General features: G+C 72.7%; 19 protein-coding genes. 4 read left to right on the top strand and 15 right to left on the bottom strand.

The annotated features are described in order from the left end of the window. Positions 1-157 precede the first annotated feature (157 nt). Positions 158-1186 (top strand): LLM class flavin-dependent oxidoreductase, encoded by a 1029-nt coding sequence (locus AOM04_RS13345; protein ID WP_062465282.1) that lies wholly within the window; start codon positions 158-160, stop codon positions 1184-1186. On the opposite strand, the gene AOM04_RS13350 is transcribed toward AOM04_RS13345, so the two are convergent. Then, a complete protein-coding gene (locus AOM04_RS13350; protein ID WP_062465283.1) occupies positions 1187-1594 on the bottom strand; it encodes an SRPBCC family protein in 408 nt (135 codons plus the stop codon). Further along, positions 1591-1911 carry an ArsR/SmtB family transcription factor gene (locus tag AOM04_RS13355; RefSeq protein ID WP_062465284.1) on the bottom strand — a complete coding sequence of 107 codons (321 nt, stop codon included), beginning with the start codon at positions 1909-1911 and terminating at the stop codon, positions 1591-1593. The genes AOM04_RS13350 and AOM04_RS13355 overlap by 4 nt, the downstream gene beginning before the upstream one ends. A gap of 128 nt (positions 1912-2039) precedes the next feature. Between AOM04_RS13355 and AOM04_RS13360 the strand changes: the two genes are divergently transcribed. Then, the gene (locus AOM04_RS13360; protein WP_062465285.1) at positions 2040-2402 is read left to right on the top strand and encodes a hypothetical protein; all 363 of its coding nucleotides are present in this window, start codon (positions 2040-2042) and stop codon (positions 2400-2402) included. A 50-nt stretch (positions 2403-2452) separates the two neighbouring features. On the opposite strand, the gene AOM04_RS13365 is transcribed toward AOM04_RS13360, so the two are convergent. Beyond that, positions 2453-3823: an FAD-binding oxidoreductase gene (locus AOM04_RS13365; RefSeq protein ID WP_062465286.1), complete on the bottom strand. Its 1371-nt coding sequence runs from the start codon at positions 3821-3823 to the stop codon at positions 2453-2455. Between the two features lie 151 nt (positions 3824-3974). Between AOM04_RS13365 and AOM04_RS13370 the strand changes: the two genes are divergently transcribed. Continuing rightward, a complete protein-coding gene (locus AOM04_RS13370) occupies positions 3975-5108 on the top strand; it encodes a response regulator transcription factor (RefSeq protein ID WP_062465287.1) in 1134 nt (377 codons plus the stop codon). A gap of 13 nt (positions 5109-5121) precedes the next feature. Here the strand turns inward: AOM04_RS13370 and AOM04_RS13375 are convergent, their stop codons facing one another. From AOM04_RS13375 to purS, 4 genes are read right to left on the bottom strand one after another with little or no spacing between them, the layout of a single operon-like run. Continuing rightward, on the bottom strand, positions 5122-5421 hold the full coding sequence (locus AOM04_RS13375) for an antibiotic biosynthesis monooxygenase family protein (protein WP_062465288.1): 300 nt from the start codon (positions 5419-5421) through the stop codon (positions 5122-5124). Continuing rightward, positions 5418-6089 carry a nucleoside/nucleotide kinase family protein gene (locus AOM04_RS13380; RefSeq protein WP_062465289.1) on the bottom strand — a complete coding sequence of 224 codons (672 nt, stop codon included), beginning with the start codon at positions 6087-6089 and terminating at the stop codon, positions 5418-5420. The genes AOM04_RS13375 and AOM04_RS13380 overlap by 4 nt, the downstream gene beginning before the upstream one ends. 21 nt (positions 6090-6110) lie before the next feature. Beyond that, positions 6111-6815, bottom strand: a complete 705-nt coding sequence (gene purQ, locus AOM04_RS13385; protein ID WP_062465290.1) for a phosphoribosylformylglycinamidine synthase subunit PurQ — start codon at positions 6813-6815, stop codon at positions 6111-6113. Beyond that, positions 6812-7069 (bottom strand): phosphoribosylformylglycinamidine synthase subunit PurS, encoded by a 258-nt coding sequence (gene purS / locus AOM04_RS13390; RefSeq protein ID WP_062465291.1) that lies wholly within the window; start codon positions 7067-7069, stop codon positions 6812-6814. The genes purQ and purS overlap by 4 nt, the downstream gene beginning before the upstream one ends. A gap of 80 nt (positions 7070-7149) precedes the next feature. Here purS and AOM04_RS13395 point away from each other — a divergent pair, with 80 nt between their 5' ends. Next, positions 7150-7857 (top strand): trimeric intracellular cation channel family protein, encoded by a 708-nt coding sequence (locus tag AOM04_RS13395; RefSeq protein ID WP_062465292.1) that lies wholly within the window; start codon positions 7150-7152, stop codon positions 7855-7857. A gap of 3 nt (positions 7858-7860) precedes the next feature. On the opposite strand, the gene AOM04_RS13400 is transcribed toward AOM04_RS13395, so the two are convergent. From AOM04_RS13400 to AOM04_RS13435, 8 genes are all read right to left on the bottom strand, one after another. Next, complete coding sequence (locus tag AOM04_RS13400) at positions 7861-8349, bottom strand: hypothetical protein (protein WP_156160754.1); 489 nt, start codon at positions 8347-8349, stop codon at positions 7861-7863. Positions 8350-8378: 29 nt separating this feature from the next. Further along, a complete protein-coding gene (locus AOM04_RS13405) occupies positions 8379-9275 on the bottom strand; it encodes a phosphoribosylaminoimidazolesuccinocarboxamide synthase (RefSeq protein ID WP_062465294.1) in 897 nt (298 codons plus the stop codon). Beyond that, complete coding sequence (gene purD, locus AOM04_RS13410) at positions 9275-10558, bottom strand: phosphoribosylamine--glycine ligase (protein ID WP_062465295.1); 1284 nt, start codon at positions 10556-10558, stop codon at positions 9275-9277. The genes AOM04_RS13405 and purD overlap by 1 nt, the downstream gene beginning before the upstream one ends. Before the next feature lie 85 nt (positions 10559-10643). Beyond that, positions 10644-11150: a hypothetical protein gene (locus AOM04_RS13415; RefSeq protein ID WP_062465296.1), complete on the bottom strand. Its 507-nt coding sequence runs from the start codon at positions 11148-11150 to the stop codon at positions 10644-10646. Positions 11151-11498: 348 nt separating this feature from the next. After that, positions 11499-12791: an adenylosuccinate synthase gene (locus AOM04_RS13420; protein WP_062465297.1), complete on the bottom strand. Its 1293-nt coding sequence runs from the start codon at positions 12789-12791 to the stop codon at positions 11499-11501. Positions 12792-12965: 174 nt separating this feature from the next. Continuing rightward, a complete protein-coding gene (gene fbaA, locus AOM04_RS13425; protein WP_062465298.1) occupies positions 12966-13985 on the bottom strand; it encodes a class II fructose-bisphosphate aldolase in 1020 nt (339 codons plus the stop codon). Between the two features lie 132 nt (positions 13986-14117). Beyond that, entirely contained in the window at positions 14118-14750 is a 633-nt protein-coding gene (locus AOM04_RS13430) for a TrmH family RNA methyltransferase (protein WP_228373725.1), read from the bottom strand. A 14-nt stretch (positions 14751-14764) separates the two neighbouring features. Next, positions 14765-15460, bottom strand: a complete 696-nt coding sequence (locus tag AOM04_RS13435) for a DUF2786 domain-containing protein (RefSeq protein ID WP_062465300.1) — start codon at positions 15458-15460, stop codon at positions 14765-14767.

Here is a 15460-nt window from a genome sequence, read left to right on the forward strand (position 1 = left end):
GGTCAGGCTAGCGACGCCCACCCGGTTCGCTGCGCACGGTCCTGACCGCGACACACGGAGGCTGCGGCGCGAGAATGGGCAGGGAGGCGGCGTGTCGCGTGGAGGACCGTGCCAAGCGAACGGCGGTAACGTTGACACGTCAACTGAAGGGGGCGCGGTGCGCAACGTCGGATTCCTGTCGTTCGGGTGGTGGTCGGCCGCCCCGGGCTCGAAGGTGCGCGACGCCTCGGAGGCGATGCACGACACCATCCGCCTCGCCGAGGCGGCGGAGGACGCCGGGATCGACGGCGCGTGGATCCGCGTGCACCACTTCGAGCAGTGCCTGTCCTCGCCCTTCCCGCTCCTGGCGGCCATGGGAGCCCGCACCTCGCGCATCGAGCTCGGCACCGGCGTCATCAACATGCGCTACGAGAACCCGCTGTACATGGCCGAGCTCGCCGCGACCGCGGACCTCGTCGCGAGCGGCAGGCTCCAGCTGGGCGTCTCGCGCGGCAGCCCCGAGCCCGCCGCCGACGGCCCCGCGACGTTCGGCTACCCGCTCGGGTACGGCGACACGCCCGCCGAGGACGCCGGCCGCCGCATCGCGCGGTTCCGCGAGGCGATCTCCGGCGCCGGCATCGCCGAGCCCGGCCCGCGTGCCCACGTGCGCGCCGGCGAGCGGCTGCCCATCCGGCCCCACGCTCCCGGGCTGAGCGAGCGCATCTGGTACGGCGCGGGCGGCATCGAGTCGGCCCGCCGCACGGGCGAGCTCGGCATGCACCTCATGTCCTCGACGCTCGTGCTCGAGGCCACCGGAGAGCCGCTGGGCGTGGTGCAGGCGCGCCAGGTCGAGGCGTTCCGGCAGGCCTGGGCCGAGGCCGGCCACGCCGGCGAGCCGCGCGTGTCGGTGTCGCGCTCGATCATGCCGATCGTCGACGACATGTCGCGCGTGTACTTCCACCCCTACCTCGAGCGCGACCTCATGGGCGCGAACCGCGACCAGATCGGCGAGATCGACGACACCGTCTCGACGTTCGGCAAGACCTACGTGGGCGACCTCGACAAGCTCGAGGCCGAGCTGCGCGACGACGAGGCCGTCATGACCGCCGACACCCTCCTCGTGACGGTGCCCAACCAGCTCGGCGCGGACTTCAACCACACCACGTTCCGCGCGCTCGCCGAGCTGAGGGACCGGCTCGCGGCGTAGTCAGGCGGCGTCGAGCACCGTGCCCAGGTGCGCGACCACGAGCGGCCAGCCGTGACCCATGCCCGTGAACCCGGTGAGCCCGATCGGGGTGTCGACGTCGAAGCCCGCGTGCGCGAGCAGCAGCCGCGTGCCGGCTCCCTCCGGCACGAGCGTCCACGTGATGGTGGAGTCGAGCAGACCCTCGGAGAACGTGTAGGCAAGTGTCCGCGGCTCGTCGACGGCGGTGACCGTGCACCGCTGGACACCCCAGTCGGGGAAGGTGATGGTGAAGGCACGCCCGACCTCGGGGACGATGTCGCTGGGCGCCCACCACGACTCGAGCAGCGCCGGGTCGGTGAGCGCGCGCCACACGACGGCGGGCGGGTGCGCGAGGAACTGGTCGACCTCGATGGTCTTGAGCGTGCTCATGAGGGGCTGTCCTCCTGGGAGTCGAGGAACGTCGACAGGTCGCGCAGCCGGTCGCGCCAGTAGCGTTCGAAGGGATGGAGCCAGTCGCCCACCTCGGCGAGCGGCGCCGCGGTCAGGCGGTAGATGCGCCGCCGGCCCTCGCGCTCCTCGGCGACCAGGCCCGCATCGCGCAGGACCGCGAGATGCTCCGAGACGGCGGGCCTGCCGATCGCGAAGAGCGCGGCGAGCTCGCCCGCGGCGGCGGGGTGCTCGCGCAGCTCCTCGAGGATGCGCCGCCGCGCGGGGTTGGCGAGGGCGGCGAAGGTGTCGGTGGGCACGCGCCCACAATACGTCGGAAATCTCCGACAGGTCAACATGTTGAAGACCTCCCGCAACCTCCCCGCCACCCCGAGCGACACGCCGCGACCATTGCGTCCAGGCACGATGCGCCGCTAGCGTCGCGCCCATGACCCGGTTCGTCGCGCGTGCCGCGGGAGCGCTGTCGCTCGCCGCCGGGGCGCTGCTCGCGCTCGCCGGAGCCCTGTACACCGTGGACGCCTGGCCCGGGGCGGACGACGGCGCACGCGCCCTCATCGGCGCGTGCCTCGTGGTCGGGCTCACCACCGCGGCGGCCGCGATCGTCCTCGTGCGCGCGCGGAGGTGGGGCTGGGCCGCGGCGGCGGCGCTCGCCTCCACCGTGACCCCCACCGGCTTCGACTACCTCGGCAACGGGCTCGCCCTCGCCCTCGCGATCGTGTGTGCCGTGCTGGCCCTCGGCGCGCGGCTCGCGCGCGGCGCCCGCTCCCGCGAGCGCGCGGGGGTCCGGTAGCGCGTGTGCCCGGCCGAGCGGATCGCTCGACCGGGCACCTGGCGTGGACGTCAGTCGACGGGATGGCCCGCGGCGAACATCCCCGCAGGGTCGTACACCGCCTTGAGCTCGCGCAGCCGGGTCACCGAGTCCCCGAAGCCGCGCTCACGGCCCACGTCGCCGTCGATGAACGTCAGCGCGAGGGCCGGGGCGTGCCAGGCATCCATGGCGTGGACCAGGGAGTGCACGGCCGCCTGCGCGACGGGCGCGAGCTCGGGCACGGGCACCATGCCGATTCCCGCGAGCAGGTAGTCGCCGTCGAGCGCGCCGACGGCGCCCGCGCCCTCCGGCCTCCGCGAGGCCGCTCCGCCCACGTGCCTCACCTCGGCGAACGACAGCCCCGGAGTGGCCGTCGCGGCGAGGTGCCACGCGTCGACCGCCTCGTCCGAGAACGACGCGAGCATCGCCCCGGTCGAGGCCGCGGGGGTCGGCTCCGGCGGGTCCATGTGCATGTGCACCAGCCCGGCCGCGGGGATCCGCGCGAACGTGTCCAGCTCCGGGGCGAGGGCGCGCAGCGGGGCGATGACCCCGGCCGCCGCATCGTCCCCCTCCAGGACCACGCCGTCGATCACCACCACGCTGCGACCCGACAGGAACGGCGGCAGCTCCGGGAGCGGCGGGAAGTGCATGATCCGCAGCGAGGTCGAGACGCTCTCCGGCGCCGTACGGGTCCACGCCGCCCACGCGTGGGCGACCGCGCGGGCCCGCGAGACGTCCCAGAGCAGCATGCCCGCGAAGAGGTCGGCATAGGGCAGCAGGTCGACCTCGATCGAGACCACGATGCCGAAGGCCCCCGAACCGCCCCGCACCGCCCAGAACAGCTCGGGGTTCTCGTCGACGCTCGCGCGCACGAGGCGGCCGTCGGCGGTGACGATGCGCACCGCGCGAACCGCGTTCACGGCCAGCCCGTGGGCGCGCACGAAGAACGACAGCCCCCCGCTGAGCGAGTAACCGACGACGCCGACGTCACCGGCGCTGCCGTGCATCGCGGTGAGGCCGTGCGGGGCGGCCTCGGCCAGCACGTCGTTCCACTGGGAGCCGCCGAGGGCCCGGGCCGTGCGGGTCGCCGGGTCCACGGTCACCCCGCGCAGGCCGGCGAGCGACACGAGGACCGCGTCGGAGAGGTCGGAGTCCGCGAGCGCGCCGGCGCCGTGGCCGGTCGCCTGCGGGGCGACCCTCAGGCCGACGGCGGCGGCGGCGCGCACGACGGCGACCACGTCGTCGGCCGACTCGGGGCGCGCGACCGCGAACGGCCGCTGGTCGATCGCACGGTTCCACGGGAGGCGTGCGTCCTCGTACTCCGCGTCGCCCGGGAGGACGATGCGGTCGCCGAGGAGGCGGCGCAGCTCGTCCGCGACGGCGATGGTGGGCTGGATGGTCACGATGGTGTTCCTCGGGTGTCGATGGGTCCGGTGGACGTCGCCCAGCGTGCGCCGCCGGGGCCCACCGCCGGTATCCCGTGACCGCGGGGTTTCTCGACCCCCCAGAACTGTGGGATAGCGGGACGAAACGGACACGCGCACACTGGTGGTCATGCCGAGCCCGACCTCTGCCCAGCTCGCGCTGGGGCGTGCCCGCAGCGACGTCGATGTCATCTCGCGCGCCGGGCTCCCGCTCCACCGTTTCCTTGACGAGGCCACCCAGGCCATCGAACGGGCCCTGCCGATGGTGGGGGGCTGCGTCGCCACGCTCGACCCCGCGACGGCGATGGTGTCGAACAGCTGGAAGTTCTCCACGTTCGCCGGCCGCAACGAGGCCGACGTCCAGTGGGCGCAGGTCGAGTACGGCGCGGACGACCCGACCTCGTTCCAGACCCTGATCCGCACGGGCACGGGCGCCGTCGGCATGCACCGCGCGACACACGGCGCGGTCGAGACCTCGGTGCGCATGGCCGAGGTCATGCTCCCCTGCTACGACTTCCACGACGAGGCACGCACCGTGCTCCGGGACCGCCACGGCGCGTGGGGCGTCATCGCCGTGTTCCGCGGCGCGGGCGACGCCCCGTTCGAGGCGCAGGAGCTGGCGGCGCTCGCCGAGATGGCGCCGGCCCTCACCCGCGGGATCAGGGTCGGGACGCTCGCCCAGGCGGGGGCCACGCGCTCCGACTGCCCGAGCGGTCCGGCGGTGATGATCGTCGACGGGCGCGACCGCCTGGTGCAGGCGAGCGCGGGCGCGGCGACCCACCTCGAGCAGCTGGCCATGTCGCCGGGGGCGGCCGACCCGCTGTCGCTGGTGCACGCCCTGGTCACCGCGGCGCGGCGGCTCGCGCGGGGCGAGGCGGACCTGCCGCCGCGGGCACGCGTGCGGACCGCCGAGGGGATCTGGCTCGTGCTGCACGCGTCTCCGCTCGGAGGGGCCGGGGACCGCGCGGGCGACGTCGTGGTGACCATCGAGGAGGCCCGCCCGCAGGAGGTGATCGAGCTGGTGGCCGACGTGTTCGGCCTCACGGCCCGCGAGCGCGACGTCACGGCGCACGTGCTGCGCGGGGCGGACACCAAGGAGATCGCGGCCGCGATGCACGTGTCCCCGTACACCGTGCAGGATCACCTCAAGTCGATCTTCGACAAGGCGGGCGTCGCGAGCAGGCGCGAGCTGGTGTCCCGCGTCTACTTCGACCAGTACATGCCGCGCAGGCTCGAGGAGGGCGCCGGTCGCCTCGGCGCGTGACGACGGGCGGCCGTCAGGCGGGAGCCTCGATCTCCCGGTAGTGGGGCACGGGCGGCAGCGCGACGTAGAACGGGTGCAGCAGGCGGCGCCACTCCTGGTAGTCCGCCGATCCCCGGAACCCCACCTCGTGGTCCTCGACCGTCTCCCACTCGACCGTGAGCAGGTAGGTCGAGGGGTCCTCGACCCCGCGCAGCAGCGAGTGGGAACGATGCCCGGGCTGGCGCGCGATGAGCGGCTCGGCCGCGCGGAACGCGGCCTCGTAGTCGGCCTCGCGCCCGGGGTGGACGCGCAGCACCACGGACTCGACGATCACGCGACCTCCTCGCTCGCGGGGCGCACGAGCACGGGTGCGCGGACGTCCTCGTGATCCACGACGACGTCGGCGCGCTCGAGCGGGCGGCAGAACGCGCGATAGTGACGGTGCGCCAGCGTGTAGCGCAGGTTGGCGGGCGCCTCGGGGTCCGGGTCCGAGCCGTCGCGCGCGGCCATGCGGCGGTAGCGCTCGGGCTCGGAGGCCTCGAGGAAGATCACGTGGTCCAGCGCGTCCGCCAGCTCGGGGCGCTGGAGCATGACGCCGTCGAGCAGCAGGGTCGCGCGCGACGGGGCGAGCTGCCACGGCTCGTCGAGCGCGCGGTCGGCGCCGAGGTCCAGGGATCGCGTCCGGTACAGGCCCGAGCCGCCCGGACCCAGCCGGTCGAGCAGGTCGCGGCGGACCCGGTCGATGTCGAACGCATCCTCGGTGTACCCGCGCCACGAGTCGCGGCCCTGCCGGTAGCGGTGCTCGCGAGGGTGGTGGAAGTCGTCGAGGCTCGCCTCGATCACGGGCAGCCCGCGTGCGCGCAGCACCGCGGCGAGCTGGGCGCGCAGCGTGGTCTTGCCGGCGCCGTCCGCGCCGTCGATCCCCACGCGGCACGGGTGACCCAGGGACGATGCGCGGGTCGCCACCGCATCGGCGAGCGCGGCGAGCAGCCCGTCCCGCATCGTGCCCTCCCCTCGCGAACGCTAGGCGGTCGCGAGCAGGTTCTTGATGGCCGAGGTGAAGAACGCGAGCCCGTCGACGCCGGTGCGGCCGCCCTCGCGCGAGTCGGGTCCGAAGCCGGCCTCGACCGCGTGCTCGGGGTGGGGCATGAGGCCCACGACGTTGCCGCGCTCGTTGGTGATGCCGGCGATGTCGCGGCGCGAGCCGTTGGGGTTCCAGCCGACGTAGCGGAACGCGACGCGACCCTCGGCCTCGAGCATGTCGAGCGTGTAGTCGTCCGCGACGTACTGGCCGTCCTGGTTCTTCAGCGGGATGACGATCTCCTCGCCGTCCCGGTACTCGGACGTCCAGGAGGTCTCCGCGTTCTCGACGCGCAGCGTCTGGTCGCGGCAGATGAAGTGCAGGTGCTCGTTCTTGATCATCGAGCCGGGCAGGAGGTGGACCTCGGTGAGGACCTGGAAGCCGTTGCAGATGCCCAGCACGGGCATGCCGCCGTGCGCCGCGTCGACCACCTTGTCCATGATGGGCGCGAAGCGCGCGATCGCGCCGGCGCGCAGGTAGTCGCCGTACGAGAAGCCGCCGGGCAGCACCACGGCGTCGACGTCCTGAAGGTCGCCGTCGTTGTGCCACAGCGGAACGGCCTCGGCGCCCGCGAGGCGCACCGCGCGCGAGGCGTCGCGGTCGTCGAGCGTCCCCGGGAAGGTGACGACGCCGATGCGCGCGGTCACGCCGTCTCCTGCGCGACCGTCACCTCGACGACGTCCTCGATGACGGGGTTGCTCAGCATCGTCTCGGCCGCCTGGCGGACCTTCGCGAGGACCTCATCGGTCACCTCACCGTCGACGGTGAGCTCGAAGCGCTTGCCCTGACGGACCTGCGCGATGCCGTCGAACCCGAGGCGGGGAAGCGCGGCGCCGACCGCCTTGCCCTGCGGGTCGAGGATCTCGGGCTTGGGCATGACGTGGACGAGGATCGTGGCCATGGGCGGCAGTCTACCGGCGGCCGCCCATGCCCGAGGCGCGTCCCGAGTACCCTTGACCGTCGCCCGAACGGAGGCCCCCGATGCACGCCCTCATCACCGCCGTCGCCACCGACGAGATCCTCGAGCAGGCGCTCGGCACGCTGCGCGTGGTCCTCGAGTACCTCGGCACCGTCGCGTTCGCGATCTCCGGGGCGGTCGCCGCGAGCCGCCGCCGCATGGACCTGGTCGGCGCGGTCGTGCTGGCGAGCCTCGTCGCGGTCGGCGGAGGGACGATGCGCGACCTCCTCCTGCGCCAGCCCGTCTTCTGGATCGAGAAGCCCGCGCTGGTGATCGTCGCGATCGCGACGGCCCTCGCGATCGCGCCGTTCGCGCGCCGCCGCGACCTCGGCGCCTTCGCCCGCCACCGCATCGTCGAGTACTCCGACGCGGCGGGCCTCGCGATCTTCGTCGTCATCGGCACCGGCATCGCGCTCGACGTGGGCGCGAGCCCCGTCGCGGCGATGATCGTCGGAGTCGCGAACGGCGTCGGCGGCGGCATCCTGCGCGACCTCTTCGCCGCGCAGGTGCCCGAAGTGTTCTGGAACGGCCAGCTCTACGCGACCGCCGCGTTGGGAGGCGCCCTCGCCTACTGGGCGATGTGGGCGGCGGGCATGCCGCCGCTGGTGGTGTTCTGGGTGCCGCTGCTCGTCATCCTGGTGCTGCGGGGGCTGTCGCTCACGCGCGGATGGGGCGTGCCGTCGGTCGCGACGGTGCAGAAGCGCGAGCTGCAGACCGAGAGCCACGCGTAGCGCTCAGCAGATCCACCCGTAGGTGAGCTCGCGGTCCGTGAGCCACGTCTCGAGGTTGCCCGAGTCGGAGCGCCAGTAGGCGAATCCACCCTCGTAGACGGTCAGCGTGCCCACGTCGTCTCCCGGGCCGGGCGCGGCGACCGCGGGCAGGACGAGGCGCATCGTCCCCCCGCCCATGCCGCCGGACGGTGCGGCGGGCGGCGCGGGGAACGCGGCGAGGTCATCCGGTTCGAACGGGTACCAGGTGACCCCGCCATGCGCGATCGGCTCGGTGCCGCACGCCGGGTAGCCCACCACGCCCGCGACGGTCTCGATCCACGCGCCGGGGACACCCAGGTCCTGGCCGTCACCGTGCGCCGTCGGTCCGGCCTCGCCGGTGCCCGAGGTGGTGCCGGGCGGCGCGCACGCGGACAGCACCGTCCCGAGCACCAACGCCGCGACGAGCGCGACCACGGCCACCAGCGGCATGCGTCCCATGTCGGTAGGACGCATGCCGGCCGGATTCCGTTGGGTCGGACGCGTCAGTGCTTGGCCAGCCGGTCGAAGGCCTCGAGGTAGCGGCCGCGCGTACGCTCGACCACGTCGGTCGGTAGCGCGGGCGGCGGCACGTCGGAGGCCTTGTCCCAGCCCGACTCGGGCGAGGTCAGCCAGTCGCGCACGAACTGCTTGTCGTAGCTCGGCTGCGCGTGGCCCGGCTCCCAGCCGTCGGCCGGCCAGAACCGGCTCGAGTCGGGGGTCAGGACCTCGTCGCCGAGGATGATCGCGCCCGAGCCGTCGCGGCCGAACTCGAACTTGGTGTCGGCGAGGATGATGCCCTTGCTCGCGGCGATCTCGTGGGCGCGCGTGTAGAGCGCCAGGGTGAGGTCGCGCAGCGCGGTCGCGTCCTCGAGGCCGATGAGCGCGACGACGGCGTCGAAGTCGACGTTCTCGTCGTGCTCGCCCACCTCGGCCTTGGTGGCCGGGGTGAAGATCGGCTCGGGAAGGCGCGAGCCGTCGACCAGCCCGGCGGGCAGCGGGATGCCGCAGACCGTGCCGGATGCGCGGTACTCCGCGAGGCCGGAGCCCGTGAGGTAGCCGCGCGCGACGCACTCGACGGGGAACATGTCGAGGCGCTTGCACACCATCGCGCGGCCCTCGACCTCGGCGGGCACGGGCGCCTCGACGGTGTGGTTGGCGACGATGTCGATGACCTGGTCGAACCACCACAGGCTCAGGCCCGTGAGGATGCCGCCCTTGCCGGGGATCTCCGTCGGGAGCACCCAGTCGTACGCGCTGATGCGGTCGGACGCGACCACGAGCACCACGTCGCCGCGCGGGTGCTCACCGACCGGCTCGTACAGGTCGCGGACCTTGCCGGAGTAGACATGGCGCCAGCCCTCGAGCTCGAGGTGCGTGGGCGGGGTGGCGTGGCCGGGCATCAGGCCTCCTCGGCGGCCTTGGCCGCGATGTCGGTGCGGTGGTGGCTTCCCGCCAGGACGATGCGGTCCACACCCTGGTAGGCACGCTCGCGGGCCTCGGTCAGGGTGGCGCCGAGCGCCGTCACGGACAGCACGCGGCCGCCGTTGCTCAGCAGGGTGCCGGCGTCGTCGGTGCGGGTGCCGGCGTGCAGGACGTGGACGGTCTCGACCTCCTCCGCCTCGTCGATGCCGGTGATCGGGTCGCCCTTGCGCGGGTCCGCCGGGTAGTTCTGTGCGGCGACGACGACGGTGACCGCCGCATCGTCCCTCCACTCGAGGGGGTCGATGTCGGCGAGGCGGCCCTCCGCCGCCGCGCGCAGAACGCCGGCGAGCGGGGTCGCGAGGCGGGCGAGCACCACCTGGGTCTCAGGGTCGCCGAAGCGGGCGTTGAACTCGACCACGCGCGTGCCCTTCGAGGTGAGCGCGAGGCCGCAGTAGAGGACGCCGACGAAGGGAGTGCCGCGGCGGGTCATCTCGTCGACGGTGGGCTGGGCGACGTCGCGGACCACCTCGTCGACGAGGCCCGCGGGCGCCCACGGCAGGGGGCTGTACGCGCCCATGCCGCCGGTGTTGGGGCCCTCGTCGGCGTCGAGCGCGCGCTTGAAGTCCTGGGCCGGCTGCAGCGGGACCACGGTGGAGCCGTCGCACAGGCAGAAGAGGCTGACCTCGGGGCCGTCGAGGAAGTCCTCGACCACCACGACGCCACCCGCGGCGATGATCGCCTCGCCGTGGGCGAGCGCCTCCGCGCGGTCGGAGGTGACCACGACGCCCTTGCCGGCGGCGAGGCCGTCGTCCTTGACGACGTGCGGGGCGCCGAACGCGTCGAAGGCCGCCTCGAGCTCCTTGGCCGTGGTGCAGACGCGAGGCTCGGCGGTCGGCACGCTCGCGGCGGCCATGACCTCCTTGGCGAACGCCTTGGAGCCCTCGAGCATGGCCGCCTGGCCGCTCGGGCCGAAGACGGGGATGCCGGCGGCGCGCACCGCGTCGGCGACACCCGCGACGAGCGGCGCTTCGGGGCCGACGACCACGAGGTCCGCGCTCAGCTCGGTCGCGAGTGCGGCCACGGCGGCGGGGTCGGTCGCGTCGACGGCGTGGAGGGCGACGGGCTCACCGTTCGCCGTCGCGAGGGTCGCGATGCCGGGGTTGCCCGGGGCGGCATGAAGCCGCGTCACCGCGGGGTCGAGGGACAGGGCACGGGCGAGGGCGTGCTCACGCGCGCCGGTTCCGACGAGGAGGATGATCACGCGAGCGAGTCTAGGCCGTCCCGTTCGGGCGCACGCGCGAGGGCCGCGCCCGGCGGACGCGGCCCTCGTGATGAGCGCGGGACGCTCAGGAGTTGGTGATGTCGAGGTGGATCCCGTACAGGTAGGCGAGCGGGACCGTCACCTCGAAGTGCGACGGGTCTGTCGGGTCGTACTTGAGCTCGAAGTGCCCCGGCACGGGCGTCTGCATCAGGCGCGGGTCCCCGAACGCGTACGGCTGGATCTTCACGGCGTCGCCGTCCGCGAACTTGGCACCGGGAGCCAGCGCGATCTCGATGGTGAGGTTCTCGCTGTCGACCCAGTGGAAGATGACGACGCCCGCGGCGTTGTTCCGGCCGGCCCAGATGGTCGGGTTGCTCTCGAACGAGGTCCGTGTGTACGTGCCCCAGTTGCCCTTGTTGACGTACTTGGTGCCGGCCGCCCACGCGGTGTTGTCCCCCGCCGAGTACGGCGCGCAGTAGCACGGGCAGCACCCGGAATCGGTGCCCGGGTCAGGCGGCGTGGCGGACGCGGCGGTCGCGCCCCCGACGGTCAGGGCGGTGACGGCGAACAGGGTCGCCAGTATCTTCTTCATCAGTGCTTCTCCCCCAGGCGATGTCTGGCGGAACGACCCCCTTGGCGCCCCGCCGGGGCTGCGCCCCGGGTGAGACGCTATTTCCGATTTGCACCTTTCGCAAACGGAGCGGATCAGCGATGCACGAATCCGCCACCGGGGGTCTCGGCGAGGCGGGATCGAGGTGTGCGCCCACGCCCACGCCCACGTCGGCGACCACGCCGGCGACCCGACCGCTTCCCACACGCCGGATGCGTCTGCCGGTGCTCTACTCGGGGTTTGCGACGGGAAGTGCAGAGGGTGAACGGTCACACCTCGGTGCTGGTGTGGAAAGAGGTCACGGCTCGGCGCCCACGACGGGCGCCCGCCTCAGCGGGTGTGGAGCAGGTCGTTGATCTGGATGATCTCGTCGCGGCCCGGGCCCACGCCGATCGTGGAGATGCGGCATCCCGACAGCGCCTCGATCGCCTTGACGTAGTCCTGGGCGTTCTGCGGCAGGTCGGAGAACTCGCGCGCGCCGGAGATGTCCTCGGTCCAGCCGGGGAACGTCTCGTAGACGGGCTCGGCGGCCGCGAACGCGGCCTGGTCGAGCGGGAGGTCCTGGTGGCGCACGCCGTCGACGTCGTAGGCCACGCACACCGGGATCTCGTCGATGCCGGTAAGGACGTCGAGCTTGGTCAGCACGATGTCCGTGAGACCGTTGATGCGCGAGGCGTAGCGCGTGATCACCGAGTCGTACCAGCCGCAGCGGCGCGGGCGGCCGGTGGTGGTGCCGAACTCGTGGCCGACGTCGCGCAGGCGGTCGCCCCACTTGTCGAGCAGCTCGGTGGGGAACGGGCCCTCGCCCACGCGGGTCGTGTACGCCTTCGCGATGCCGATCACCGAGTCGATGCGCGTCGGGCCCACACCGGAGCCGGTGCACGCGCCGCCCGCGGTCGCGGACGACGAGGTGACGAACGGGTAGGTGCCATGGTCGACGTCGAGCATCGTCGCCTGGCCGCCCTCGAACAGGACGTTCTGGCCCTCGTCGAGCGCGTTGTTGAGCACGAGCGAGGTGTCGCTGACGTGCGGCGCGAGGCGGTCGCGGTACGCGAGGAGCTCCTCGGCGACCTCGTCGACCGTGATGGCGCGGCGGTTGTAGACCTTGACGAGCAGGTGGTTCTTCGCGACGAGCGCACCCTCGATCTTGTCGCGCAGCACGGACTCGTCGAACAGGTCGCCCACGCGGATGCCGAGGCGGTTGATCTTGTCGGCGTACGCGGGGCCGATGCCGCGGCCGGTGGTGCCGATCTTGCGCTTGCCCAGGAAGCGCTCGGTGACGTTGTCGAGCGTGCGCGCGTAGGGCGCGATGAGGTGCGCCGCGTTCGACACGAGCAGGTCGGACGTGTCGACGCCGCGCTCGTTGAGGGCGTCGAGCTCCTGGAACAGCACGCGCAGGTCGATGACGACGCCGTTGCCGATCACGGGCGTGCAGCCGGGCGTGAGGATGCCGGACGGCAGGAGGTGCAGCGCGAACTTCTGGTCGCCGATGACGACGGTGTGCCCCGCGTTGTTGCCGCCGTTGAACTTCACGACGTAGTCGACGCGCGAGCCGAGGAGATCGGTCGCCTTGCCCTTGCCCTCGTCGCCCCACTGGGCTCCGACGATCACTGCTCCGGGCATCACGCCCTCCCCTCGCCCGGGCCCATCCCGGGACTTTCAATGCTGGCAGGGCGCGCCGCGCCCATCCAAGGTTATCGGCCGGTGCGCGCCTGACCTGAATCGCGCATCGTCCCCGAACGTGGAGAGGCCTCCGCGGTCATGCGACCGCGGAGGCCTCGCTCACGAAGCGGTCGGTCAGATCTTGCGGCCGGCCGAGCCGAGCTGCTGGCAGGCCTCGACCACGCGGGCGGCCATGCCGGCCTCGGCGAGCTTGCCCCAGGCGCGCGGGTCGTAGGCCTTCTTGTTGCCCCACTCGCCGTCGACCTTGAGGACGCCGTCGTAGTTCTTCATCATGTGGTCGACCACGGGACGCGTGTACGCGTACTGCGTGTCGGTGTCGATGTTCATCTTGATGACACCGTGCGAGACCGCGGTCGCGATCTCCTCGGCCGTCGAGCCGGAGCCACCGTGGAACACGAGGTCGAACGGCTTGTCCTTGCCGAACTTCTCGGCCGCGGCGGACTGGATGTCGCCGAGGATCTCCGGGCGCAGCTTGACGGCGCCCGGCTTGTACGCGCCGTGCACGTTGCCGAACGTCATGGCCGTCAGGTAGCGGCCCTTCTCGCCCAGGCCGAGCTTCTCGATGGTCTTGATGCCGTCCTCGGGGGTCGAGTAGAGCTTGTCGTTGACCTCGGCCGAGTGGCCGTCCTCCTCGCCGCCCACGACGCCGATCTCGATCTCGAGGATCGTGTCGGCGGCCTGCGACAGCTCGAGAAGCTCCTCGGCGATGAGGAGGTTCTCGTCCATCGGCACGGACGAGCCGTCCCACATGTGCGAGTTGAAGATCGGGCCCTTGCCGGCGGCGATGGACTCGGCCTCGAGCTTGAGCAGCGGCTTCAGCCACTCCTCGAGGTAGACCTTGTGGCAGTGGTCGGTGTGCAGCGCGATGGTGACGCCGTACTTCTCCGCGACCACGCGGGCGTAGGCCGCGAGCGCGAGCGAGCCGACGACCGCGTCCTTGATCGTGGAGCCGGAGGCGTACTGGCCACCGCCCACCGACACCTGGATGATGCCGTCGGACTCGGCCTCCGCGAAGCCCTGGATGGCGGCGGTGACGGACGACGACGACGTGATGTTGATCGCGGGGAACGCGTAGCCGTCGGCCTTGGCGGCGTCCAGCATCGCGGCGTAGGACTCGGTGGTGGCGATAGCCATGGGTAACTCCTGAGCTTGTGCGGATGGAACCGCGGTCCATTCTGTCAGATTTCACACGGCCCCGTGCGGCCAAGGTCCCGGTGCCCGCGAGCGTCCGGGCAGGTACGGACGATGCGCGGCGACGGGCCGCGGTCAGGCGTGGCCGGCCTCGATGTCGCCGTGCTGACGCACCCATGCGTGCATCGCGATGGCCGCGGCCGCGCCGGCGTTGATGGAGCGCGTCGAGCCGTACTGCGCGATCGCGAGCGTGGCCTCGGCGACCTCCCGGACCGCATCGGACAGGCCGACGGACTCCTGGCCGAACACCAGCACGCACGCACGCGGCAACGGGTACGTCTCGATCGGCACCGAGCCGGGCAGGTTGTCGATGCCGATGACGGGCAGGCCCTCGGCGACCGCCCACGCGGCGAGGTCGTCGACCGTCGGGTGATGCCGAACGTGCTGGTAGCGGTCGGTCACCATGGCGCCGCGGCGGTTCCAGCGCCGGTTGCCGACGATGTGCACCTCGCGCGCGAGGAACGCGTTGGCGGTGCGGACCACGGAGCCGATGTTGAGGTCGTGCTGCCAGTTCTCGATCGCGACGTGGAACGGGTGCCGGCGGGAGTCCAGGTCGGCGACGATCGCTTCGTGCCGCCAGTAGCGGTAACGGTCGACGACGTTGCGCCGGTCGCCGTGCTCGAGCAGCTCGGGGTCGTAGCGGGCGTCGGCGGGCCACACGCCCTCCCAGGGGCCCAGACCATGCAGGGGCGACTCGTCGGCGTTCACGCGACGAGGGTAGGTCACGCCTCGAGCTCGCGCCGTCCGGCCTCCTCGACCTTGCGCCCGAGCGAGATGTCGGCGCGCTTGCCGGCGGCGGCGCCCTCGCCCCACCCCTCCCAGGCGTTCAGCACCCGGGGCCGGGCCGCCCGGAGGTTCGGGAACATCTCGTGATACGCGACGTCGACCTGCTGCGCGCGATCGAGGAGCACGACCTCGGAGCCCGTGCCCTCCTCGACCGCCTCGCGTAGCGCGCCGGAGTAGAAGGCCGTGAGGCGCTCCTTCACCGTGCTGGTGTACGACCACGCGAACGCCTTCTTGCGCGACTGCGACCCGCCGTACACGTCCATCTCGAGCCGCATGGCCGGCACCAGGGTCTCGACGAGCGCCGCGACGATCGCGAGGTCCGAGGCGAAGCCGACCGTCGTGACGCGCCGGCCCCCGTGGATCACCGCCCGGCACGAGAACACCCGCGCGATCGCGCACGCGAGGATGACCTGGTCCTTGACGTAGGGCGCCGCGAAGTCGAACCTCCGAGTGGTGGGCCGCTCGGCCTCCTCGCGCGTCATCCGCACGCCCGCCTCGTCGATCGCGAACCGGACCATCAGCCTCTCGGCGCGCACGCGCGCGAGCTCCCTCTCGGCCGGGTAGGGCGAGCCCCCGTCCGCGATCGCGAGGAGCGTCCGGATCTGGTCGAGGATGCCGTCAGGTGTGGTCAC

Origin of the sequence: Demequina soli (assembly GCF_000971195.1) — a bacterium.
GTDB lineage: Bacteria > Actinomycetota > Actinomycetes > Actinomycetales > Demequinaceae > Demequina > Demequina soli.